Genomic DNA, 20,848 nt, shown 5'->3' on the forward strand with positions numbered 1-20,848 from the left:
TGCAAAATTAAGTAAAACAAAAGCAGGTTTAAGCTTAAGGGTTCAAAATTTGTCTGGATGCAATGTCACAAATTGCATGATACTGTGGGCATGCAAAGTGAAATTACCTGTAAAAAGCCTACCTTTGCGCCTTATTTACGAAAAGTTCTTTAAAATGAAAACTAAAATAGCCGTAGCCAATGGCGATGGAATAGGTCCTGAAATAATGCAGGCCGTTCTCCGGATTTTTGAAGCAAATCATGTTCCGCTTGAATATGAATTTGTTGAAATGGGGAAATCTTATTTTGATGCCGGTCATTCAACCGGGATGACAGCGAAAGCTAAAGAAACTATTGAAAATCTTGGTCTGCTTTTTAAAGGGCCAATGGAAACGCCTAAAGGCAAAGGCGTTAAAAGTATAAATGTTACCGCCCGTAAAGTTTGGAACACTTATGCAAACCAGCGCGATTTCCGCTCATTAAATGGTGTTGAAACTGTTTTTTCAAAAGCGGGTATCCCAATTAACCTAACTATCATTCGCGAAAATATTGAAGATACTTATGGTGGCATTGAACACTTATTAACTTATGATGTTGCTGTAGGCCGCCGTATTATAACACGCCCGGGCTCGGCCCAGGTTATCCGTTATGCTTTTGAAATGGCAAGGCGAAAAGGCTACACAAAATTAGCCTGTGCGCACAAGGCTAACATTATGAAGCTGACCGATGGTTTGTTTCTTGAAACCTTCCAGGAGATAGCAAAAGAGTACCCGGACATTCAATCATCAGATATTATTGTTGATGACCTTTGTATGAAACTGGTTACCCAGCCGCAAAATTTCCAGGCAATAGTGTTAACCAATTTACAGGGCGATATTGTATCTGATCTTTGTGCCGGTTTAGTGGGTGGTCTTGGTTTTGCACCATCAGCAAACATTGGCGATAATATTTCCATTTTTGAGGCCGTACATGGTACTGCGCCTGACATTACTGGTAAAGGTATTGCTAACCCTACAGCACTTTTGCTATCAGGCATCCTTATGCTGCGTTATATGGGCTTTACCGAAAACGCGGCTGCTATTGAAAATGCTTTGTTATATACTTTAGAGCATGGCACCCATACCGGCGACTTTGGCGATAAATCAACCGCCGCAGTTAATACCAATGGTTTTGCTGATGCAATAATTGCCAATTTGGGTAAAGCGCCATCAAAAGACTTTGTTATTTCGCAACCAAACCAAGAGATTAAAGCAACAGCCAAGCATCTTGATAAAAACAAGCTAACCGTAACCAAAGGCATAAAGGAAGAAATGGTTGGGGTTGATGTTTTTGTTGAGGCCGGCGACTTGCAGCCTGCTGAATTAGCCGAATTAGCTAAGAAAAGGCTAACCGATAATTTTGAGGTGGTAATGATCTCCAACCGTGGTACACAAGTTTGGCCTACAGGTTCAATTTATACCGAACTGGTTAACGAGTACCGTGTACGTTTTGAAAAGAAACCCGGAACCGTTGTTACCCAGAAAGAGTTACTGCATATAGCCGCTGCTTTTTCTGAAGACGCAAAAATTTGTTCAGTTGAGTTTTTAATGAAGTTTGGTGATAAGATAGGTTATACACTGGCACAAGGCCAGTAATTAAAAATATCTTATTTATTAAGTTTCCTATTCATATAATGCCTGTCCGCGATGAGTGCGACAGGCATTCCTATGCATACAATAAGTATAGCAATGCCAATAACGGTAGGCAATACATGAAATTGTTTAAGCCCGATTTTACTTAATGGGATTACTATCAGGTTCATAACAAACCAAGTGATAAGGCCATACTCAACCCCGATAAGGTATTTATTGCGGAAGTTAGTTTTGAAAAACGGGTAAGCGAGATAAAACGCTACGGTAAATACATAGGCTATTACGTAATGAAAAAACAAACCCCATAAAACCATTTTTGTGCCCCCGGCAAAGGCTGCCTTGCCAAAGTAACCGCTTGCTATAAAATCAAAAATGATGGCGGCATTAGTTTTATAGTTCCACAGCATAGCGGCAATTGCATCAAGCGTGCCGGTAAGCAGCCATGCAAGCAAAATAAGTATAAAAGTTTTATTTTTTTTATCGATTACAGGCTTCGCCATTTGGTAGTATGATGTGTAAGCGTTTCAAATGTAAAAAAAATAGCATTAAATGCAGGTAGTATCCTTTATGATCTATAAAAGGTAAAAAAATACTCCATATATCCTGTTGAGGATGAGAAGCATAAGTAACTCTTTTTATTTCTTTAAAACCATTGTGTGTAATCAATGGTTATTAAAAGGTAAATCAATTAATCATAAAGAAAAAATATTATCGCAAAAGCTGTACTTATTATAAATCTATCTAATAACGTAAATAAACAGAACATGAAAAAAGCAATTTTAATAGCTGCTGCAGTAACACTTGGTTTCTTCTCGAATAATTTATTCGCTCAAACCATGCAGAAGGATACAGCTAAAAAAACGCCAACACCTACAACATCAAATATGGCCGTAACCAAGCCCGATACATCTGCTAAAGACATACAGGCTACTTTAGCCAACGTTGCAGATCTATCAACACTGGTTGCTGCAATTAAAGCAGCCAATCTTGATGAAACTTTAAAAGGCCCGGGCCCGTTCACCGTTTTGGCACCTGATAACAGTGCATTCAGCGCTTTGCCGAAAACAAAGGTTGATAGCCTGATGAAAGATCCGGTTAAGTTAGCTGCTTTGGTAAAAGGACACGTTATAGCGGGCCGTTACGATAAGGCAGCCCTTATAAAAGCTTTAGGAGCTGGTAAAGGTACAGCAGTATTAAAAACTGTTGATGGCCAAACATTAACACTATCAGTAAAAGACAAAAAATTAGCTATCACCGATGCACAGGGAACTGTTGTTGAGGTAACTTCTTTTGATACACCAAGTACCAATGGCCTGATTGATGGCGTCAATGGTGTTTTAATGTCTAAATAATCAATCAATTTTAAATCCAAATTTGGTCTTGCCCGTATCGGGCAAGGCCTTTTTTTATGGGGTTTTTAAATTATCGCTGATGTATAAGTACAATAATCATTATTTGGCATCAGCATTGATTAACAAAAGCTAAATAACAAAAAAACATGTTTAAAATATATTACAGAGTTTGGGCCGATGCTATTGTGGCAGAGCAGGCAAAAAAGGTGGAGAAAAGGAACTGGAAGCTTTATACGCTCATCCCAATGTCTATCGTTATGGGTATTAACCTGCTAACTTTTTTTTACTGGATGAAGGTGTTGGTAAACAGAAATTTACCCTTGTTTATCGGGGTGAATATTTTTAATGCCAAGCCAATCAATTCGTTTATATCGGTAGTGTGTACCTTTATTATTCCGTTTATTATTTTAAATTACCTGATTGTTTTTAATAACGACATTTATAATTACATACTCCATACTTACCATGCCGAAGGTGGAAAGCTATACCGTAAATATGTATTATACTCACTGGGTTTGTGTATAATCCCGGTATTAATTAAGGTGATGTTTTTTTAATTGAAGGGATTTAAACTTTTAACAAGCGCTCGCCTTCAATTTTCTTTTGTAATTCTAATATAGCGCCAATCAGTGCTTCAGGGCGTGGTGGGCAGCCCTGAACGTAAACATCAACAGGTATCACCCTGTCAACACCTTTTACTACATGATAGCCGTGCTGCCAGTAAGGGCCGCCACAGTTGGAGCATGATCCCATCGAGATCACATATTTAGGATCGGGCATTTGCTCATACAGGCGTTTAATGCGCTCGGCCATTTTAAAGGTAACCGTACCCGCAATGATCAATACATCGGCCTGGCGTGCTGACGGACGCGGAAAAACGCCATATCTGTCCAGATCATAAGTAGAGGCAAATGCGCCCATAAATTCAATGGCACAGCAGGCAATCCCAAAACTTAAAGGCCATAATGATGATAAACGCGCCCAGTTAAGCAAATCGTTCATTTTAGTGATCACAACACCACCATTCTCGCTGCTTATATCGTTACTCATTACCGGGCTTTTTTAAAGTTGGTTTAAACATTGGTTTCCTTATAGCGGCAGGCTCCGGGCTTGCTGTAGCAGCGGCAGTTGCAGGTATAGCGGGTAAAGTATCAGGCGTAAACGGCCTTATTTTATAAGTGCTTTGTTCGGTATTAAGTTTATCGTACAGGGTTGATGGAATATTGGTATTAGTAGTTGGTAAGGTAACTTTAGGTTTTATCCAGTCCAGGTCGCCTTTTACCCAAACGTAGGCCAGCCCAGTTATCAGGATGCCTAAAAATACAAACATTTCAATAAGGGCCATCCAGCCCCAGCGCGCATCAACGGCATTCATATCATGGTTGCCAAAAACTATAGCCCAGGGAAAAACAAAAACCATCTCTACATCAAACAGCAAAAAAATCAGGGCAATTACATAAAAACGGGAGTTAAAAGGCAGCCATGCATTTCCGGTTGGTTCTTCGCCGCATTCGTAAGAGGTCAGCTTCTCCGGGTTCGGATTTTTTGGTGCCAATAAGTTATTGGTAAAAAAAGCAAAGCATACCATTATTATTCCTGTAATTAGGAAGATAAGTATCTTTCCAAATTCTGATATTTGCGAAACCCCATCCATGACGACAAATTTAACAAAACAAACAGATTTTGATGCTATAATTATTGGCGGTGGCGCCTGTGGTTTAATGTGTGCCGTGCAAGCAGGTTTTTTAGGTAAGCGTATGCTCGTGCTCGAAAAAAATGATAAGGTAGGCGCGAAGATCCTCATCAGCGGTGGGGGCAGGTGCAATTATACCAATATGTATACCTCGGCACAGCAGTTTATATCTGATAATGAACACTTTTGTAAATCCACCCTTTCGCAATGGACAGTTGATGACACCATCAGTTTTTTTGAAACCTATGGCATCACAGGGAAAGAAAAAACCCTGGGGCAGCTGTTTCCGGAGAGTGATAAAGCCAAAGATATTGTAAATGTTTTTACCGGCTTATGTGATGATTTAGGGCAAACAATTTGGTGCAATACCGAAGTTAAGGGCCTTGAACAGGCTGAAAATGGCTTTGCTGTTTTGATAGAAAGAAACGGACGGACTGAAACATTGAACGCCCCAAGTGTGGTAATTGCATCCGGAGGCTTACCTATCCCGAAAATGGGGGCTACTGATTTTGGTTTGCGCATGGCGCGAAAGTTTGATCTTAAAATTAATGATACCGCCCCTGCATTGGTGCCTTTAACCATTACCGGGAAAGATCAGCCCTGGTATGAGCAATTATCAGGCAACAGTATTTTTTGCCGTGTATGGAATGACAGGGCAAGCTTTGAGGAAAATATTTTGTTTACCCACTGGGGATTAAGTGGCCCGGCTATTTTGCAGATCTCGTCCTATTGGAAAGCAGGGGAGTTTATTTATATCGATTTGTTACCCAATCAAAACATTGCCGACCTGATACAGAAAGAGCGGGAAGCCAATGGTAAAAAGATGCTGCTTGCCTATATAGCCGGTTTATATACCCGCAAATTTGCCGAAGCATTGAGCGATAAGTTGCCGGTTGATAAAAACCTGGCATCGTTAACAAAAACGGATATTGAGGATATAAGCCAGCTGATCCATGAATTTAAGGTAAAACCAGCAGGGGATAAGGGCTATGACAAAGCCGAAGTGATGCGTGGCGGTGTATCAACAGACGAGCTTTCGTCCAAAACTTTAGCCGTTAAAAAAATACCCGGCCTTTTTTATGGCGGCGAATGTGTTGATGTTACCGGCTGGCTTGGTGGTTATAACTTTCAATGGGCCTGGGCATGCGGCTTTGTAATAGCTCAAAATATTTAATTGATGCCTATAAGTTAGTTGGCTTGATGTGCTGCTTTTACCTGCTTAAAATAGTTTACAAGTCGGTCAACATTGGCTAACACGTATACTTTGGCTTTTATCTTGTCAACAACTTCGGGTTCATCGCCCATAATGTCGGTCATAATATCTTCAAAGTTAGCATCGGTCAGTCGTCGCATCTCGGCAGTATTGGCACCGTAATAGTAAGTTATCTTTTGGCTACCGCCGCCTCCGCCGCCAATGGGTATTTCAACCCCGGCACCAACCCCTCCTCCAAAGCCACTTCCGTAGCCGCCTGTGCTAAAACCCGCACCAACCTCGGGCTCAAAGCTTACGCCACGGCCACCGCCGCCTTTGCCTACTTTGGTAACATAGAGTTTTACGTCTTCGTTCAGTTCTACTTTAACAAAGTCGTATTCTTTTTTCGACCAGATCTCGTTTTGAGGGGCATGGGCTACCACAAAGCTGTCTTTACCCATTACAAACGATTGCAGATCTCCGGCACTTAATTTAAAAGGGGTTGATTTTTCGCCATCCTTAAATTCAATAAAGCCCTCATCCCTTACAGGGCCTTTGGCTGATGGATTTACGCGGATAAAACCAGTTTCCTTATTACCCTTTATATCAGTAAAATGACCGGCCTGCCACTTGCTGCTTTGTGATTTTGCTGATAGAATGATCAGCATAAAAAATAAAATGATTAAAATTGAGCGCATAATAAGTAAAACACAAATAACGCAATTTTAACACATTTAATATGATGAATGTTGATTTACGAAGCGATACCGTAACCAAGCCTACCCCCGGAATGTTAGAAGCAATGTTTACAGCCAAAATTGGCGACGATGTTTTTGGCGAAGACGAAACGGTTAATGAACTGGAAGATAAAGCCGCTAAACTATTTGGTATGGAGGCAGGCATATTTTGCCCATCAGGTACTATGACCAATCAGATAGCCATAAAATGTTTTACCCAGCCTTTAGATGAATTAATTGCCGACCAAACAGCACATGTTTACCGTTATGAAGGCGGTGGGATAGCCTTTAATTCGGCGGTATCAACTCGTTTGTTAAATGGTTACCGCGGTATTATTACTGCCGAAATGATTGAGCCTGAAATTAATGCCGAAAATATCCACTACCCGCATACCATTTTGGTAGTGCTTGAAAATACGGTAAATAAAGGTGGTGGCAGTTGCTATACCTTAGAGCAGATTAAACCGATTGCTGAATTGTGTAAAGACAAAGGCTTAAAACTTCATTTAGATGGTGCGCGCATATTTAATGCACTTACTCAAACAGGTGATAAGGCTGTTGATTATGGCAAATATTTCAACGGCGTTTCGGTATGCCTCTCCAAAGGATTAGGCGCGCCGGTTGGTTCTGTTTTTTTGGCAGATAAAGAAACCATTAAGTATGCAAGGCGTATCCGCAAGGTTTTAGGCGGTGGCATGCGCCAGGCAGGCTTTTTAGCTGCGGCAGGTATTTATGCCCTTGATCATCATGTGGAAAGATTAAAGATTGACCATGCCCATGCACAGATCTTAGCCGCAGAATTAGCTAAATGCGACTGGGTGTCGGCAGTATTACCGGTAGAAACTAATCTTATCTTGTTTGATACGATAGCCCCGGCAAGCGCTGTACTTGAAAAACTGGCCGAACATGGCATTAAAGCAATGTCGACCGATAAGCACCGTATCCGTTTTGTGCTGCACTTAGATGTGCATGCCGACCAGGTGGAGCATGTGGTTAAAGTGCTGAAAACGATATGAGGAAAAGTTTAGGTCTAAAGTTCAAAAGGTTAACTAAACATAATGCCTGTTTTGAACTTTAGACCTAGTACTTATTTATTCAATACCCTGTCGCCTGATTGTCTTTCAACCATCCATCCCGGGTATTCTTTTGGCAGGGCGCTTACTTCATCAATCTTTTGCAGGTCATCCGCAGATAAAATAACATCCACCGATTTGATATTTGCATGCAACTGGTCAATACTTTTAGCGCCAATAATAGTGCTGGTTACCCCTTTTTGCTGGCGCACCCAAGCTAATGCAATCTCGGCTACCGATGCATTGTGTTGCTTGGCAACTTCGCTTATTACATCAATAATATCATAGGTTTTCTCTTTATTAATCGGCGGGAAATCAAAACTATCACGGCGTGACCCTTCTGCTTTTGCAGCATTTCGGCTGTACTTGCCACCCAAAAAGCCGCCAGCTAAAGGACTCCAGGGCATCATGGCCAAGTTTTGATCGGCAGCTAATGGCAAAATTTCCCTTTCAATATCGCGCCCGGCTAATGAGTAAAAGTATTGCATGCCTACAAACTTATTCCAGCCGTTTTTTTCGGCAATGCCCATGCCTTTCATCACCATCCATGCGGGCCAGTTACAAATGGCTATGTAACGCACTTTGCCTGTTAATACAATATCATTAAGCGACCGCATAATTTCTTCAACAGGTGTTTTAGGGTCAACGCCATGCACATATAAAATGTCAATATGATCTAACTGCAAACGCTGAAGGCTCTCATCAACAGATTGAAAGATATGATAACGGGAAAGCCCTACATTGTTTAATCCTTCGCCCATACGGCCACGTACCTTGGTAGCTATAACCAGGTCATTGCGATTAAAACCATTGTCTTTTATTGACTGGCCCAAAAGCTTTTCAGATTCGCCAAATGAATATACATTGGCGGTATCAATAAAGTTAATGCCCGATTCTACAACAACCTTCATCAGGTCGTTTACTTCCTTTTGCTGAATTTTACCAATAGCCTCCCAATAACCTTTTCCACCAAAGGTCATGGTGCCAAAACATAGTTCGGATACCACCAGGCCGGTGTTTCCTAAAAAATTGTATTTCATAAGTAGATGATTTGTTTAAAGTAAAATTGAATTTTTATAAGTTGAGATAAGTCAGCAAAGGGTCAAACCCCAAAACTGCCGAATGATACAATATCTTCAAAACAAATAAAACTTAAAATAAGGGCAATTGTTTATCATTAATGAACCGATTACTAACCAAACTTGAAAAGATAGGCCGCGACCCCAAGAGTACTGCAAAAGCGGTAGGGCTAAGATACGTGTCAGACGCCACAGCCGGTTATACCCGAAAAAAAACAGGCAAGGGCTGGAGTTTTTACGATGCCAAAGGCGTTTTGGTAAAGGACAAGGAATTGGTAACGCGGTTCAATAAATTGGTTATCCCACCAGCTTACACTAATGTATGGATCTCACCCTTTGATAACGGGCACCTGCAATTTACAGGTACCGATGCAGCTGGGCGTAAGCAATACCGTTACCATGCAGATTGGAATAAGATCCGTAACCAATCAAAGTATCATCGTTTACAAACATTTGCGGCGTATTTGCCTGCTATCCGCAAACAGGTTGATAAAGATTTAGGCAGGCATAATCTTGACCATGATAAAATAGTAGCCTTAGTGGTTAGGCTGATGGAACTGACCAGTATTAGGGTAGGGAACGAATCCTACAAAAAACTTTATGGCTCATTCGGGCTCACAACACTGTTAAACAGGCATGTGAAAATAGAGGGCTCCAATATCAATTTCGAGTTTAAAGGCAAAAAGGGGGTATATCATAAAATATCATTACAAAGCAGGAAGCTTGCCCGTTTGGTAAAGCAATGCCGCGAGATACCAGGGAAAGAGCTTTTTCAATATTATAATGCAGCCGGCGAGCATTGTACCATCGGATCGGGCGATGTGAACCATTATTTAAAAGAAATTACCGGCGAAGATTTTACCGCGAAGGATTTCCGCACCTGGGCTGGCAGCGTTAGTGCGCTTTATGCCTTTAAGCAGGCCGGGGAATTTGATAACCTAACCGAGTGCCGTAAAAAGATCATCAGCGTATTAGATGAGGTTGCCATTAACCTGGGTAACACCCGTACGGTTTGCAAAAAATACTATGTACACCCAACCGTAATAAAAAGCTATGAGGATGGTGCTATATTTAAATATATTAAAGATTTGGATGAAGAAAAAGATATTAGCTCTGCCGAGTTAAATCTTGCCGAAAAAGCATTACTCAGTATACTTGAACATGAAAAATTAGCTGAAGCCAGTTAAATAATTAATTCATTATTTAAGCTTTGTGTAATTTGAAACAGCACCAACTAATGCGTTTTACGGCTTACTATTAGCGTAACTAAAAAATTACGATAAATAAGTATTATTCGTTGCAACACTCAATCTATTGTTTTACATTAGATGACTTAATTATGACAATATGCTGATCAATAAAAAAATCATGGCTACTTTGGGTTTAGCATCCATTGTAACGTTTGTAGCACTAACTTCAATGGCTCCGGATAAGGAGGAAGGATTTAAAAACCTTAAGGTGCTTCCTAAACACATTAGCGACAGGCAACTGGATAAAGTGATGGATGATTGGTCGCATTCGCTTGGTGTACACTGCAGTTTTTGCCATGTACGTGACGAGGCCGCTAAAAAGATGGATTTTGCAAGCGATGCAAAACCTGAAAAGGAAATGGCCCGCGAAATGTATAAGATGATGAATAAGATCAACCAAAAATATTTTGAGGCTAAAAAAGATTCGTTAGGAATGGTGATGACATCCGGTATCAATTGTAATTCTTGCCACCGTGGCGAATCACATCCGGAAGTTAAAGTTCCTGAAGGACGCAGAGGACCGGGTGGTCCCGGTGGACCTGGTCAAGGCGGTCCGGGTGGCCCGGGCGCTCCTGGTGCCCCACCAAAACAATAAACATTTATTAAAAAAATATAAGCACCTGTTAGCATAATGTTAACAGGTGTTTTGCTTTAAATCCATTATGTTAAATGATAAGGTAATTATCCGCGATGCTCAAAAAGGCGACCTGCCTGCTATGCTTGCTATTTACAATGAGGTTATAGTAAATACCACCGCTGTTTACAGTGAGCAGCCGCATACTTTACAAATGCGCCAGGATTGGTATAACGACAGGCTAAATAATAATTTCCCGGTGTACGTTGCAGATGTTAATGGTGTAATAGCTGGCTTTAGCAGCTACGGGCATTTTAGGGTATGGCCATGTTACAGGTATACGGTTGAAATATCTGTTTATGTGGATACGGCATACCGCGGCCATGGAATAAGTAAGCTGCTATTGCAGGCATTGATTGATTGTGCAAAAGAAAATAATATACATGCTGTAATAGCAGGTATAAGTGCCGATAATGGGGTAAGTATAAGGCTACACCACTCGTTTGGTTTTGAAGAGGTAGCACATTTTAAACAGGTAGGGTTCAAGTTCGGGCGCTGGCTCGATCTTAAATTTTTAGAGCTGCTTTTAAACAACCATCCTAAAAGTTAAACGCTTTTTTTAATGTACTTTTTGTAAAGGTACTCCGCATAACCAACGCTGAAATAGTCGGGAAATTTCCAGTTTGGGAAATAAGTTTTTTTCAAATATTTTAAAAAGCTAAAAAATAATACGCCTAAAAATAAAAGGGCTGCAAGGCCAAGTAAAACCTTTATAAAAATAACTACTACGTCCATTTGGTATCTGTGTGTTTAAATTGTCAGGGTATACGTACGCACGAAATAATATGTTAATCCCTAAGCAAATATTTATGTAATATTTTTAATACATATCTTTTTCCTCTATTAATTATTATTGGTTAACTATCCGTGGTTTTTTAACAATTCTTATAACTTTGAAAGTATCTATGCAAAAAATACTGATAGCCAACAGGGGAGAAATAGCTTTACGTGTAATGCGTTCAGCACGCGAAATGGGTATTAAAACGGTTGCCGTTTATTCGGATGCCGACCGCAACGCCCTGCATGTGCGTTATGCTGATGAAGCTGTGCATATTGGCGAGGCGCCATCAAGCAAGTCCTATTTATCGGGCGATAAAATAATTGAGGCCTGCCGCAAAACCGGTGCTGAGGCCATACACCCCGGTTACGGTTTTTTAAGCGAAAATGCAGCTTTTGCCCGGCAGGTAAGGCAGGCCGGGTTGATATTGATAGGCCCATCGCCCGAGGCTATGGAGGTAATGGGCAATAAGCTTTCGGCAAAGGCTGCGGCTTTAAAGTATGATATTCCAATGGTACCCGGTACCGAAGAAGCTATCACCGATATTAATGAAGCCAAGCAACGCGCTGTTGAAGTAGGTTTCCCTATTTTAATTAAAGCTGCAGCCGGTGGTGGGGGAAAGGGTATGCGTATAGTTGAAGCCCTAACCGATTTTGAGGAACAAATGCAACTGGCCGTATCAGAAGCTGTTTCGGCCTTTGGGGATGGCTCGGTATTTATTGAGCGCTATGTTTCATCGCCAAGACATATTGAGATCCAGGTTTTAGGCGATAGTCATGGCAATATAGTTCACTTGTTTGAGCGTGATTGTTCTGTACAGCGCCGCCATCAAAAGGTTATTGAAGAAGCACCATCGTTTATATTAACACCGCAGATAAGAGCACAAATGGGCAAATGTGCGGTTGATGTGGCCCGGTCTGTTAACTATACCGGCGCAGGCACGGTTGAGTTTATAATGGACGAAAACCTGAACTTTTATTTTTTAGAAATGAATACCCGCCTGCAGGTGGAGCACCCGGTATCAGAACTAATAACTGAGATTGACCTGGTTAAGGAGCAGATAAAAATTGCCAGGGGCGAAGCCATCAGCTTTAAACAGGAAGACCTGAAAATTAAAGGTCATGCAATTGAGCTGCGCGTTTATGCCGAAGATCCGGATAATAATTTTTTGCCTGATATTGGTACCCTGCAAACCTATATTACCCCCAAAGGGCCAGGCGTTAGGGTTGATGACGGTTTTGAACAAGGCATGGAGATCCCGATTTATTACGACCCGATGATTGCCAAGTTGGTAACGTATGGAAAGGACAGGGCGGAAGCGATTGAAAGGATGATCCGCGCTATTGACGAGTACCAGATCACAGGGATCACCACCACTTTGGGTTTCGGGAAGTTTGTTATGCAGCATGAGGCCTTTATTTCCGGAAACTTTGATACCCACTTTGTTAAAAAGTATTTTAAACCCGGATCATTACAAAAAAGTAAAGAGGATGAGGCCAAAATTGCAGCTATTGTGATGGAAAAGCTTTTAGGAGGACAACGATCAATAAAAGCCGACCTTGCATTGTCCGAAACTTCCAACTGGGTTAAGAACAGAAAGGATTAGTATTAAACAAGCGTAATAAGCTGATTGATCAAGCCTGCCTGTGCTGCATTTATTTTCAGCCTGGCAGTGTCCGTATCAAACCATTCAGCCCTGTCAACCTCCGGGAAGGATTGTTTTTTGCTGGATTTTGGCGGCCATTCCATCTCAAATGTATTGCTTACAATGGTTTCCTGATCTATATCGCCCTCAATGGCCCATGCATATATTCTTTTGCCACTTTTTAGGGTTACAGCATCTAACTTAATAAACTCCCCATTAACTGGTTGGCCGGTTTCTTCCTCAAACTCGCGTTTGGCAGCGGTAAGAGCATCCTCATCATCCAAAAATTCGCCTTTCGGAATTGACCATACGCCCATGTCTTTATTTTTATAAAAAGGGCCCCCCGGATGTACCAAAAATACCTGTAGCTGTTTATTTATTTTGCGGTATAATAATATGCCTGCGCTTTGTTTAGCCATTTTTAATATTTAAAGGCAAGTTAACAAAACAAAAAACTTTTATAGTTAAATTTGGATGGATAGCAATTAAACAAACTCCCCTACGATGGACAATACATGGACCAGCTTTAAAGTAACTGGCGATTATAATACAGATATAAGAAGTCTTTATGAAGCATGGGCAACTACTGCCGGCATTGAAAAATGGTTTTTGCGGAAAGCTAATTTTTATACCGTTCCCAGGCGTACCCGCGAACCGGAAGAGTTTATTATGAAGGAAGATACCTACGAATGGTACTGGCACGGCTATAATGATGCTGTTTTTGAAAAGGGCCAGGTATTAGAAGCAAATGGAACCGACTTTATAAAATTTACCTTTAGTGATGGCAGCACCGTGAGTGTAAATATTTATAGCCGTAACGGCCTATCTATGGTGGAGCTTATACAGGAAAACATCCCGGAAGAAAAAGATCCCTCAAAAAACTTGTATGTGCAATGCCAGATAGGGTGGACCTTTTATATGGCTAACCTGAAATCAACAATTGAAGGCGGCGTTGACCTGCGGAACAAACGGGTAGAAATAAGCAGCAATTTTAAATAGCCAGTTAAAATTCATCAACCGTATCGCGCATTATATGATCGGTAATCAACAAGGTTAGTTTATGCTCAGCTGCATCAATTTTGAAAGTGCAGGTTTCTGTACCATCATCAGATCGTTTTATGCCCGAGCATCCGAAGAAAAAGAAAACTTTATACTTCAGCTTAACCTTACCGGTATTGCTTTCGCTGTTATAAAAGCATTCAGCTATCTCAAATTCATGTATCTCCGGCGATCCGCCATCACCTGAATGATAAGCTAACAGGCTTGATTTTACAGCATCCTGGGGGCTTTTTTCATTATGCAATACATCTTCTAAAAAAGGCTTTAACTCCATTTTTTTATTAAGAAAAATTAAATACAAGTCGGGATTGATATTAAATATTAATGCTGGCATGGCCAAAAATACAATTTATTAGGCTGCAGGGATTTTATATGCGTTAATACAACGCTGGGTTGACAATGAACAGCATATAATTAATTAGTTTTGTGCTAACAAGGCGCCTTATTTAAGCGCCTTAAACGCTATATGTTTACAGGAATAATAGAAACTTTAGGTATAATAACCGAGCTTAAACACGATCAGGGTAATTTGCACATCACGGTTGAATCAGCAATTGCAAGCGAGCTGAAGATTGATCAGTCGGTAGCGCACAACGGTGTTTGTTTAACCGTTATTGCTTTGGCCGATGGTAAACATACGGTTACTGCCATTGAAGAAACGTTGAAAAAAACCAGCATTGGTCACCTTAAAATCGGCGACTTAGTTAATCTGGAACGTTGCATGCAAATGAATGCCAGGCTGGATGGCCACATTGTACAGGGGCATGTTGATCAAACTGCCACCTGCACTGGGTTTAATGAACTGGACGGCAGCTGGGAATATACCTTTGAATATGATGCGGCATTGGGCAACGTTACTGTTGAAAAAGGATCTATCTGTGTAAACGGGATCAGCTTAACGGTTGTAAACTCAAAGGCCAATAGTTTTTCGGTAGCTATAATCCCTTATACTTATGAGCATACCAACCTTCAAAATGTTCGTGAAGGCGCCGTAGTAAACCTGGAGTTTGATATTATTGGTAAATATGTTGCCCGCTTAATGCAGCGTTAATTTTTAAGCTGCTCAATCCTGCTTTTCGAATAGGCTATATATGTTTGATGTTTAGCTATGGGTTTTGCCGCAAGGTATTTTTTATAATATTTAATGGCATTAGCCTTATCTTTTAACTCCGTATCATATAAATTGGCCAATAGATAATATAGGGTTGGATCTTCGCTAAACTGTAAGGCTTTTGTATAAGCCTGTACCGCTTTTTTGTAATGCGTAAGGTTTTCTTCGCTGCCCGCCATTTCGCCATAATAGGATGCTACGTTAGGGGAGATGGATAAAAATATGGCCATTTTCATACAGTGTATTAATTGGGCATTATCTTTTAGCTCTTTATAGCACAGCCCCGCATAATAATAGCTGTATTCGTTTTGTTGTATGCCGCTAAGGCTGGCAAAGGTTTCTGCAGCGCAGGCATATTTTTTTAAATTATAATAGGCAAGGGCAAGCTTATTTAAGATCTCGCCATTACTGGTTCCAAGCTGTATAAGTTTGTTGCAGCCTTCAACGGTTTCGGCCCATTTCTTTTGGCTGTAAGTAAGTTTTGTCATACTCAGTAATATCATCACATTATCAGGGTCGTTTGTGGCGGCTTTGTTCAGCACTTTTAATGCCTGTTCAAAATGTTCATGGCTTACATAGGCATCGCTCAATTCGCTGGCTACATCAATATCAAAAGGGTTAAGGTTGTTGGCTTTTTGCAGATAAAGCATTACACCCGTAGTGTCATTCTTCCGGTCGGCTATGCTGGCAAGCTGTGTGTAAACGGCAAAGCTGGTGGTATCCTTAGCTAATATCCTTTTGTAATACATTTCGGCCTTAAGGTAATTGCCCCGTCTTGAATTAATGCCCGCCATGCTGAACAAGGCATTTTGATTGGTGGTATCTAAGTCATAAACACGTTGGTAATAACCTTCGGCATCAACCAATTTATTGGCCATTTGGGAAGAGTAAGCCAGTCGCGAAAGTATCTTAGGATCGTTAACCGGTTCGGGGAAGTTCTTTTTAAGGTATTCAGCAGCCTCCATAAAACGCTGGCTCTGATAATATTCCATTAACAAATTATCGTCCACCCTCGTGGTTTGTTGTGCCGTAGCAATTGTAGAAAGGCAGAGTGTAAATAGTAGTAGATAGATGTATTTCATATAACTAAATTATTAGTTATAAATGATAAATCCAAATCTATGGTGATTTCAGTTTAGAAAAAAAAGTTTTTAAATAATTTAATGATTATCAATATAACTTAGGAAAGATTTGTCCCACACATAAGCAAAGACAAAAAATAAACGTAAGAAATAGTTAATAACAATACCTATTTTGTGTAATCAATCAAACCCTATGACTAAAAGTAGAAAAATAGTAAAGCAGAACAAGCGTAATACACCGTTAAAAAAAGAAGCTGCACCTAAGTCAAAAAATTTACTTTTTATAAAAAATACATTTAAAAGTTTTTGGGGTATAGTAATTATCATATCTGTTTTAAGTGGAATATACTATTTGTTTTTCCCATATCCCTTATCTAAATTATTTCAGACAGAACAAGAAAAAAGGGACAATGAAATTTTTGATAAAGGAGAATTAAAGGCTCCTCCAGCGCCGATAATGGATAATCAAAGATATTCTATATCTAAAATCACTCCGGATTTTAATATTCCAAGATCTATTAAACTTCATTATCGTCCAGTTAAAGGTATAGTATTGCCTGATCTTAATAAAAATGGATATGTTTTTGTTTCTCTTAGTGGATACATTTTTACTTGTTTCCGTGTTGATCTTGAAAAAGGGATAGATATTTTTGATCCTTTTTTAAGTAATTGTGCAACAACAAGCCTTAATTTAGCAGTTAAGGATAGCAAATTATATGTTTCAGTCGTATTTAAAGATTTGGAAAAGGAAGAAGTTATAGGTATTATTTCGTATAATCACTGGCAAATATTAAAGACAAATGTTTTAAAGATTAAGGATGATGACCCTGAAAAGTTTGAGGTAATAGATAAACAAAATAACATTGTTTTTTCCATGAAATATCAAGCAGAAGGAGTTTGGATTAGCGGGTATTTTATTGGTGCTAAATCAATAATAGTTATGCCTAATGACCCCAAAAAATACAAAAAATTCCTACCCTTATGTATTCTCAAATCTGATAGTAGTTGGAAACAAAAAGCTTTAGATGAGATTATTAAAATAAAAACGATATATTGAATCTATGCCATTTTTAGTCTTTCGGATTGCAGAAAATCTTATAAACGAAGTGCAGTACTTTTGCGGAACAATATCTTCAAGTTTTTTGTTTATATTCTTTATAAATCCAAATTTCTAAACAATTTTGATCAAACAACGTTATCTATATAAACAAAATAACAACGATATGGATAAGTTAAAGAAATTCGGATTAATGGAAAAGATTGTCCATGAATTAGAAGATTTAAAAAATAGTCAGCAGGCCATTATTCAAAAACTGGCAAAAATTGAAGTTGACAACATAGAATTAGGTGATAAAAGGCTTGAAAAAGATTTGCCCGATATGCACCAAAGAGTAGCAGATAACCTGGATACCATTGCAAGCATCTTAGAAGATTTTGCAAACCAGACGGACGCCTTCAGCAATAAAAATAATATTGCAGCTTTAAAAGAGCAGGAAGCTATTAACAATATCTAAGAACAAAAAAAAACTCCCCAGAGACGGGGAGTTTTTTTTTGTTACAGCTTAAAGCTTTTTACTGGTACTGTATATAAACAGGAGCCGGTTTTAATTCTAAAATCTCTTTCATGGTTAACATGCGGTTAGGAGCGTTTTTAATATCGTTTTTATAGAATAACTTAAAGCCGGTAAATTGTACAGGCTCATTAGCTATAAAATATTTGTAAGTGCCTTTCTTTAAATCAGGGCCGCCCCAGCCGTCCATATCCATAACAAACTGTACTTCGCTGCGTAGCTTTATATTTTGATAATTGGTTACCATTCTTTTAGTAAAACGGTGAACTATAAATATTTTTGGCGGCAGGTTATATTTAGTAACTAACGACGCCAAATATTTGGTTACGTAATTAATGTCATCAGCATCAAACGTACCGATCCGTTTCCCCGGGATGCTGCCTTCTTTCATTGAAAATTCAGGGTCAATGCCTAAGTGTACGTTTGGCATTTTCAGGTATTTTTCCAATAGCGGGATCTCTTTTTGTACGGTGCTAAAGCCAACCTGTAAATCTAAAAACAACAGGGCATCCATTGATTGGGCCATGTGCAATACACTGTCAATCTGTTTAAAAGGCATACGCAAATTGTGCAGGCCATTGCTGCCGGCATCAGCCTGTGCAGTAACACATATATAATGCAGTGCCGGTTTAACAGGTGTGTTAGGGTCTGCCTTTTCCCAGTTCTTTACTTCGGCTTTTAGCTTAGCCATCATAATTTTAGGTGGATACTGACCTAAAACTCCCATATTTTTGGAGTACATATTGCCATAATAAGCCACTATACGGTTAAATGGTAATATAGCAGCTGGTAAAGGATAAGGTGCTTTTTTAACAGGCCACTTGCCAGTTTTGTCGCCATTAGCCAGCTTTATCATTAATGAATCGTACAAAGCGGTATCTAAGGTTTTAACGGTGGTATCCTTAAATTTTAAATAGCTGATGGTTGTGGCTGATGCCCTGTTAAATAAAAAGAAACTGATAACTAAAATAAAGGCAGATTTGATGTTTTTCAAGACAGATAGGTTTGTTTATAAATGATTATTCAATGCTTTTACCCTTCATGGCATGGCTTATAGCCTGGTCCATTAAGCGTTCGGCAAAGGGACGGGTAAATTCGTTTAACTCGTCAATAGCTTTATGGATCAGGTTTTTATCGCCACTGGTTAACGAAGTTTTTAAGGTGTCGATATATTTATGTGTATCTGCTATTTCAGTAATAGAAATAAAGCTGTTATTCTTTTGCAAAAAGCGCTCAACAGTATAAACCATTTGCTCACCTTCGGTACGGGCTTCAATCAGCATGCGCTGCTCAACATCATCCTTAGCATGGGTTATGCTGTCCATCAGCATTTGCTCAACCTGATCGTCGGTTATGCCATAGGTAGGGGTAACCTCAACTTCCTGTTTCACACCAGATCGTTGCTCAACAGCCTGGATCTTCAATATCCCGTCGGCATTCAGTAAAAAGTTTATATCAACCTTAGGGAAACCTGCAGGCATTGAGGGGATTCCTTTTAAATCAAACTCTGCTAATTTGCGGTTCTCTTTGATCAGATCGCGCTCACCCTGGTAAACGGCAATCTTCATGTTAACCTGCCCGTCAATAGAGGTGGTATATTGACGCCCTGCCTTGGTAGGCACTTTTGAGTTCCGAGGAATAATCACATCCATTAACCCACCCATAGTTTCAATACCTAAGGAAAGGGGGGTAACATCAAGCAGCAAAATATCGCTGCGGTTACCGGCTAAAACATCGGCTTGTATGGCGGCGCCAAGGGCAACTACCTCATCGGGGTTAACTTCATCATGTATGGGGCGGCCAAAAAATTCAGCTACCATTTTTTTAACCAATGCTGTACGTGTTGAACCGCCAACCATTATTACCTCATCAATTTGGGTAACATCTAACTTAGCATCTTTCAGCGCATTTTGGCAGCAGGTAATGGTTTGCTGTACTTTGGCTAAAATCAATTGCTCAAAAGTGGTCCTGTCAAGCGTGCACCATATCTCGCCAATCTTTTCATTAAAAATGCTTTGATGGGTAAACGCTTTTTTAGCTTCTTCGGCTTTAAGTCGGAGTTGCTGGGCCAGTTTATTGTCGGCAAGTAACACAGCTTTATTCAGCTGGTTTTTCTCTATCCAGTAATCAACAATGGCGCTGTCAAAATCATCGCCACCTAAAAAAGTATCACCATTGGTTGATAACACCTCGAAAATACCGTTTTGGATTTGCAGAATGGATACATCAAACGTACCGCCGCCCAAATCATAAACTGCTATAGTTTTTGTTTCTTCGGGATTAAGGCCAATGCCATAGGCTAAGCTTGCGGCAGTAGGCTCGTTAACAATACGTAAAACATCAAGGCCTGCCAGCTTACCGGCATCGCGGGTTGCCTGGCGCTGCGAATCATTAAAATAGGCAGGGACGGTAATAACCGCGCGGTTAACAGGTGTTTTTAAAGCATGTTCTGCACGGGCTTTAAGCTCCTTTAATATAAGGCCCGATAATTCAATCGGCGTATAAAACTTATCGCCTACCTTAATTTTAACAAGGCTTTCAGAATCATCATCAATAACTTTATAAGAAAAGAAATCTTTATAGTTCTCAATGTCTTTGTACGAACGGCCAAGCAACCGTTTTACAGAAAATACGGTGTTCTGCGGATCGGTTGTTAAATAATCCTTTGCTTCGTTACCAACAATAATATCGCCCGATGGGCCAAAATGCACAACCGACGGTACCAAAACACCTTTACCTGTATCGTTTATTACCTGTGGGTTTTTATCGGGGTTGATAAAAGCCACCAGGGAGTTGGTAGTACCAAGGTCAATGCCTACAATTAACTCTTCTTTTTGTATAGAACCTGTTGCCAGGTTGATAGAAACTTTAGCCATTACGTATAATTAACAAAACGCAAATGTACTTAGTTTTAAAAGATGCTGTGTCATTGAATTGTTTTTGATTTTGCACATACTTTGTTTATTGCAAAATAAGAATTTTG

Annotated in this window: 24 protein-coding genes; 13 read left to right on the forward strand and 11 right to left on the reverse strand. The window is 39.9% G+C overall.

Annotation, left to right across the window (positions count from 1 at the left end):
- Positions 1-154 precede the first annotated feature (154 nt).
- The gene (locus ACQY4U_RS18685; protein ID WP_428330974.1) at positions 155-1,612 is read left to right on the forward strand and encodes an NADP-dependent isocitrate dehydrogenase; all 1,458 of its coding nucleotides are present in this window, start codon (positions 155-157) and stop codon (positions 1,610-1,612) included.
- An 11-nt stretch (positions 1,613-1,623) separates the two neighbouring features.
- Here the strand turns inward: ACQY4U_RS18685 and ACQY4U_RS18690 are convergent, their stop codons facing one another.
- On the reverse strand, positions 1,624-2,109 hold the full coding sequence (locus ACQY4U_RS18690) for a hypothetical protein (protein ID WP_428330975.1): 486 nt from the start codon (positions 2,107-2,109) through the stop codon (positions 1,624-1,626).
- Between the two features lie 264 nt (positions 2,110-2,373).
- Between ACQY4U_RS18690 and ACQY4U_RS18695 the strand changes: the two genes are divergently transcribed.
- Both ACQY4U_RS18695 and ACQY4U_RS18700 read left to right on the forward strand, forming a co-directional pair.
- Positions 2,374-2,961, forward strand: a complete 588-nt coding sequence (locus ACQY4U_RS18695; protein ID WP_428330976.1) for a fasciclin domain-containing protein — start codon at positions 2,374-2,376, stop codon at positions 2,959-2,961.
- A gap of 146 nt (positions 2,962-3,107) precedes the next feature.
- Entirely contained in the window at positions 3,108-3,518 is a 411-nt protein-coding gene (locus tag ACQY4U_RS18700) for a hypothetical protein (protein ID WP_428330977.1), read from the forward strand.
- 10 nt (positions 3,519-3,528) lie between these two features.
- On the opposite strand, the gene ACQY4U_RS18705 is transcribed toward ACQY4U_RS18700, so the two are convergent.
- Complete coding sequence (locus ACQY4U_RS18705) at positions 3,529-4,011, reverse strand: NADH-quinone oxidoreductase subunit B (protein ID WP_428330978.1); 483 nt, start codon at positions 4,009-4,011, stop codon at positions 3,529-3,531.
- A complete protein-coding gene (locus ACQY4U_RS18710) occupies positions 4,004-4,615 on the reverse strand; it encodes an NADH-quinone oxidoreductase subunit A (protein WP_428330979.1) in 612 nt (203 codons plus the stop codon). Before ACQY4U_RS18710 ends, ACQY4U_RS18705 begins: the two co-directional genes overlap by 8 nt.
- On the opposite strand from ACQY4U_RS18710, the gene ACQY4U_RS18715 reads away from it, so the two are divergent.
- Entirely contained in the window at positions 4,614-5,828 is a 1,215-nt protein-coding gene (locus ACQY4U_RS18715; RefSeq protein ID WP_428330980.1) for an NAD(P)/FAD-dependent oxidoreductase, read from the forward strand. The two genes, ACQY4U_RS18710 and ACQY4U_RS18715, sit on opposite strands and share 2 nt — an antisense overlap.
- A 14-nt stretch (positions 5,829-5,842) precedes the next feature.
- On the opposite strand, the gene ACQY4U_RS18720 is transcribed toward ACQY4U_RS18715, so the two are convergent.
- Positions 5,843-6,514 carry a hypothetical protein gene (locus ACQY4U_RS18720; RefSeq protein WP_428330981.1) on the reverse strand — a complete coding sequence of 224 codons (672 nt, stop codon included), beginning with the start codon at positions 6,512-6,514 and terminating at the stop codon, positions 5,843-5,845.
- Positions 6,515-6,585: 71 nt separating this feature from the next.
- Here ACQY4U_RS18720 and ACQY4U_RS18725 point away from each other — a divergent pair, with 71 nt between their 5' ends.
- Positions 6,586-7,599 carry a threonine aldolase family protein gene (locus ACQY4U_RS18725; RefSeq protein WP_428330982.1) on the forward strand — a complete coding sequence of 338 codons (1,014 nt, stop codon included), beginning with the start codon at positions 6,586-6,588 and terminating at the stop codon, positions 7,597-7,599.
- A 71-nt stretch (positions 7,600-7,670) separates the two neighbouring features.
- On the opposite strand, the gene ACQY4U_RS18730 is transcribed toward ACQY4U_RS18725, so the two are convergent.
- Complete coding sequence (locus ACQY4U_RS18730; RefSeq protein ID WP_428330983.1) at positions 7,671-8,696, reverse strand: aldo/keto reductase; 1,026 nt, start codon at positions 8,694-8,696, stop codon at positions 7,671-7,673.
- Positions 8,697-8,836: 140 nt separating this feature from the next.
- Between ACQY4U_RS18730 and ACQY4U_RS18735 the strand changes: the two genes are divergently transcribed.
- The 3 genes from ACQY4U_RS18735 to ACQY4U_RS18745 all read left to right on the forward strand — a co-directional run bounded on the left by ACQY4U_RS18735 (position 8,837) and on the right by ACQY4U_RS18745 (position 11,169).
- A complete protein-coding gene (locus tag ACQY4U_RS18735; RefSeq protein ID WP_428330984.1) occupies positions 8,837-9,922 on the forward strand; it encodes a DNA topoisomerase IB in 1,086 nt (361 codons plus the stop codon).
- Positions 9,923-10,082: 160 nt separating this feature from the next.
- The gene (locus tag ACQY4U_RS18740) at positions 10,083-10,580 is read left to right on the forward strand and encodes a c-type cytochrome (RefSeq protein WP_428330985.1); all 498 of its coding nucleotides are present in this window, start codon (positions 10,083-10,085) and stop codon (positions 10,578-10,580) included.
- 67 nt (positions 10,581-10,647) lie between these two features.
- Complete coding sequence (locus tag ACQY4U_RS18745) at positions 10,648-11,169, forward strand: N-acetyltransferase family protein (RefSeq protein ID WP_428330986.1); 522 nt, start codon at positions 10,648-10,650, stop codon at positions 11,167-11,169.
- On the opposite strand, the gene ACQY4U_RS18750 is transcribed toward ACQY4U_RS18745, so the two are convergent.
- Positions 11,166-11,354 (reverse strand): hypothetical protein, encoded by a 189-nt coding sequence (locus ACQY4U_RS18750; protein ID WP_428330987.1) that lies wholly within the window; start codon positions 11,352-11,354, stop codon positions 11,166-11,168. The two genes, ACQY4U_RS18745 and ACQY4U_RS18750, sit on opposite strands and share 4 nt — an antisense overlap.
- Before the next feature lie 170 nt (positions 11,355-11,524).
- Between ACQY4U_RS18750 and accC the strand changes: the two genes are divergently transcribed.
- A complete protein-coding gene (accC, locus tag ACQY4U_RS18755; RefSeq protein ID WP_428330988.1) occupies positions 11,525-13,003 on the forward strand; it encodes an acetyl-CoA carboxylase biotin carboxylase subunit in 1,479 nt (492 codons plus the stop codon).
- 2 nt (positions 13,004-13,005) lie between these two features.
- Here accC and ACQY4U_RS18760 read toward each other — a convergent pair whose 3' ends face one another.
- Positions 13,006-13,461: an NUDIX domain-containing protein gene (locus tag ACQY4U_RS18760; RefSeq protein ID WP_428330989.1), complete on the reverse strand. Its 456-nt coding sequence runs from the start codon at positions 13,459-13,461 to the stop codon at positions 13,006-13,008.
- 85 nt (positions 13,462-13,546) lie between these two features.
- On the opposite strand from ACQY4U_RS18760, the gene ACQY4U_RS18765 reads away from it, so the two are divergent.
- Positions 13,547-14,041 (forward strand): SRPBCC family protein, encoded by a 495-nt coding sequence (locus ACQY4U_RS18765; RefSeq protein WP_428330990.1) that lies wholly within the window; start codon positions 13,547-13,549, stop codon positions 14,039-14,041.
- 4 nt (positions 14,042-14,045) lie between these two features.
- On the opposite strand, the gene ACQY4U_RS18770 is transcribed toward ACQY4U_RS18765, so the two are convergent.
- The gene (locus ACQY4U_RS18770; RefSeq protein ID WP_428330991.1) at positions 14,046-14,435 is read right to left on the reverse strand and encodes a hypothetical protein; all 390 of its coding nucleotides are present in this window, start codon (positions 14,433-14,435) and stop codon (positions 14,046-14,048) included.
- Between the two features lie 132 nt (positions 14,436-14,567).
- On the opposite strand from ACQY4U_RS18770, the gene ACQY4U_RS18775 reads away from it, so the two are divergent.
- Entirely contained in the window at positions 14,568-15,152 is a 585-nt protein-coding gene (locus ACQY4U_RS18775) for a riboflavin synthase (protein WP_428330992.1), read from the forward strand.
- On the opposite strand, the gene ACQY4U_RS18780 is transcribed toward ACQY4U_RS18775, so the two are convergent.
- Positions 15,149-16,294 carry a tetratricopeptide repeat protein gene (locus ACQY4U_RS18780; RefSeq protein ID WP_428330993.1) on the reverse strand — a complete coding sequence of 382 codons (1,146 nt, stop codon included), beginning with the start codon at positions 16,292-16,294 and terminating at the stop codon, positions 15,149-15,151. The two genes, ACQY4U_RS18775 and ACQY4U_RS18780, sit on opposite strands and share 4 nt — an antisense overlap.
- Before the next feature lie 193 nt (positions 16,295-16,487).
- Between ACQY4U_RS18780 and ACQY4U_RS18785 the strand changes: the two genes are divergently transcribed.
- A complete protein-coding gene (locus ACQY4U_RS18785; RefSeq protein WP_428330994.1) occupies positions 16,488-17,351 on the forward strand; it encodes a hypothetical protein in 864 nt (287 codons plus the stop codon).
- A gap of 166 nt (positions 17,352-17,517) precedes the next feature.
- The gene (locus tag ACQY4U_RS18790) at positions 17,518-17,808 is read left to right on the forward strand and encodes a hypothetical protein (protein ID WP_428330995.1); all 291 of its coding nucleotides are present in this window, start codon (positions 17,518-17,520) and stop codon (positions 17,806-17,808) included.
- Between the two features lie 58 nt (positions 17,809-17,866).
- On the opposite strand, the gene ACQY4U_RS18795 is transcribed toward ACQY4U_RS18790, so the two are convergent.
- Together ACQY4U_RS18795 and hscA are read right to left on the reverse strand one after the other, a co-directional pair.
- The gene (locus tag ACQY4U_RS18795) at positions 17,867-18,859 is read right to left on the reverse strand and encodes a hypothetical protein (RefSeq protein ID WP_428330996.1); all 993 of its coding nucleotides are present in this window, start codon (positions 18,857-18,859) and stop codon (positions 17,867-17,869) included.
- A gap of 25 nt (positions 18,860-18,884) precedes the next feature.
- Positions 18,885-20,741, reverse strand: coding sequence for a Fe-S protein assembly chaperone HscA (gene hscA / locus ACQY4U_RS18800; RefSeq protein ID WP_428330997.1), 1,857 nt, complete (start codon positions 20,739-20,741; stop codon positions 18,885-18,887).
- Between the last annotated feature and the right edge of the window lie 107 nt (positions 20,742-20,848).

It is taken from the genome of Mucilaginibacter sp., assembly GCF_965277465.1.
Taxonomy (GTDB): domain Bacteria; phylum Bacteroidota; class Bacteroidia; order Sphingobacteriales; family Sphingobacteriaceae; genus Mucilaginibacter.

Coding starts and splice junctions, on each gene's coding strand:
- ACQY4U_RS18685 (WP_428330974.1), top strand. CDS start 155: ATGAAAACTAAAATAGCCGTAGCCAATGGCGATGGAATAGGTCCTGAA.
- ACQY4U_RS18690 (WP_428330975.1), bottom strand. CDS start 2,109: ATGGCGAAGCCTGTAATCGATAAAAAAAATAAAACTTTTATACTTATT.
- ACQY4U_RS18695 (WP_428330976.1), top strand. CDS start 2,374: ATGAAAAAAGCAATTTTAATAGCTGCTGCAGTAACACTTGGTTTCTTC.
- ACQY4U_RS18700 (WP_428330977.1), top strand. CDS start 3,108: ATGTTTAAAATATATTACAGAGTTTGGGCCGATGCTATTGTGGCAGAG.
- ACQY4U_RS18705 (WP_428330978.1), bottom strand. CDS start 4,011: ATGAGTAACGATATAAGCAGCGAGAATGGTGGTGTTGTGATCACTAAA.
- ACQY4U_RS18715 (WP_428330980.1), top strand. CDS start 4,614: ATGACGACAAATTTAACAAAACAAACAGATTTTGATGCTATAATTATT.
- ACQY4U_RS18710 (WP_428330979.1), bottom strand. CDS start 4,615: ATGGATGGGGTTTCGCAAATATCAGAATTTGGAAAGATACTTATCTTC.
- ACQY4U_RS18720 (WP_428330981.1), bottom strand. CDS start 6,514: ATGCTGATCATTCTATCAGCAAAATCACAAAGCAGCAAGTGGCAGGCC.
- ACQY4U_RS18725 (WP_428330982.1), top strand. CDS start 6,586: ATGATGAATGTTGATTTACGAAGCGATACCGTAACCAAGCCTACCCCC.
- ACQY4U_RS18730 (WP_428330983.1), bottom strand. CDS start 8,696: ATGAAATACAATTTTTTAGGAAACACCGGCCTGGTGGTATCCGAACTA.
- ACQY4U_RS18735 (WP_428330984.1), top strand. CDS start 8,837: ATGAACCGATTACTAACCAAACTTGAAAAGATAGGCCGCGACCCCAAG.
- ACQY4U_RS18740 (WP_428330985.1), top strand. CDS start 10,083: ATGCTGATCAATAAAAAAATCATGGCTACTTTGGGTTTAGCATCCATT.
- ACQY4U_RS18745 (WP_428330986.1), top strand. CDS start 10,648: ATGTTAAATGATAAGGTAATTATCCGCGATGCTCAAAAAGGCGACCTG.
- ACQY4U_RS18750 (WP_428330987.1), bottom strand. CDS start 11,354: ATGGACGTAGTAGTTATTTTTATAAAGGTTTTACTTGGCCTTGCAGCC.
- accC (WP_428330988.1), top strand. CDS start 11,525: ATGCAAAAAATACTGATAGCCAACAGGGGAGAAATAGCTTTACGTGTA.
- ACQY4U_RS18760 (WP_428330989.1), bottom strand. CDS start 13,461: ATGGCTAAACAAAGCGCAGGCATATTATTATACCGCAAAATAAATAAA.
- ACQY4U_RS18765 (WP_428330990.1), top strand. CDS start 13,547: ATGGACAATACATGGACCAGCTTTAAAGTAACTGGCGATTATAATACA.
- ACQY4U_RS18770 (WP_428330991.1), bottom strand. CDS start 14,435: ATGCCAGCATTAATATTTAATATCAATCCCGACTTGTATTTAATTTTT.
- ACQY4U_RS18775 (WP_428330992.1), top strand. CDS start 14,568: ATGTTTACAGGAATAATAGAAACTTTAGGTATAATAACCGAGCTTAAA.
- ACQY4U_RS18780 (WP_428330993.1), bottom strand. CDS start 16,294: ATGAAATACATCTATCTACTACTATTTACACTCTGCCTTTCTACAATT.
- ACQY4U_RS18785 (WP_428330994.1), top strand. CDS start 16,488: ATGACTAAAAGTAGAAAAATAGTAAAGCAGAACAAGCGTAATACACCG.
- ACQY4U_RS18790 (WP_428330995.1), top strand. CDS start 17,518: ATGGATAAGTTAAAGAAATTCGGATTAATGGAAAAGATTGTCCATGAA.
- hscA (WP_428330997.1), bottom strand. CDS start 20,741: ATGGCTAAAGTTTCTATCAACCTGGCAACAGGTTCTATACAAAAAGAA.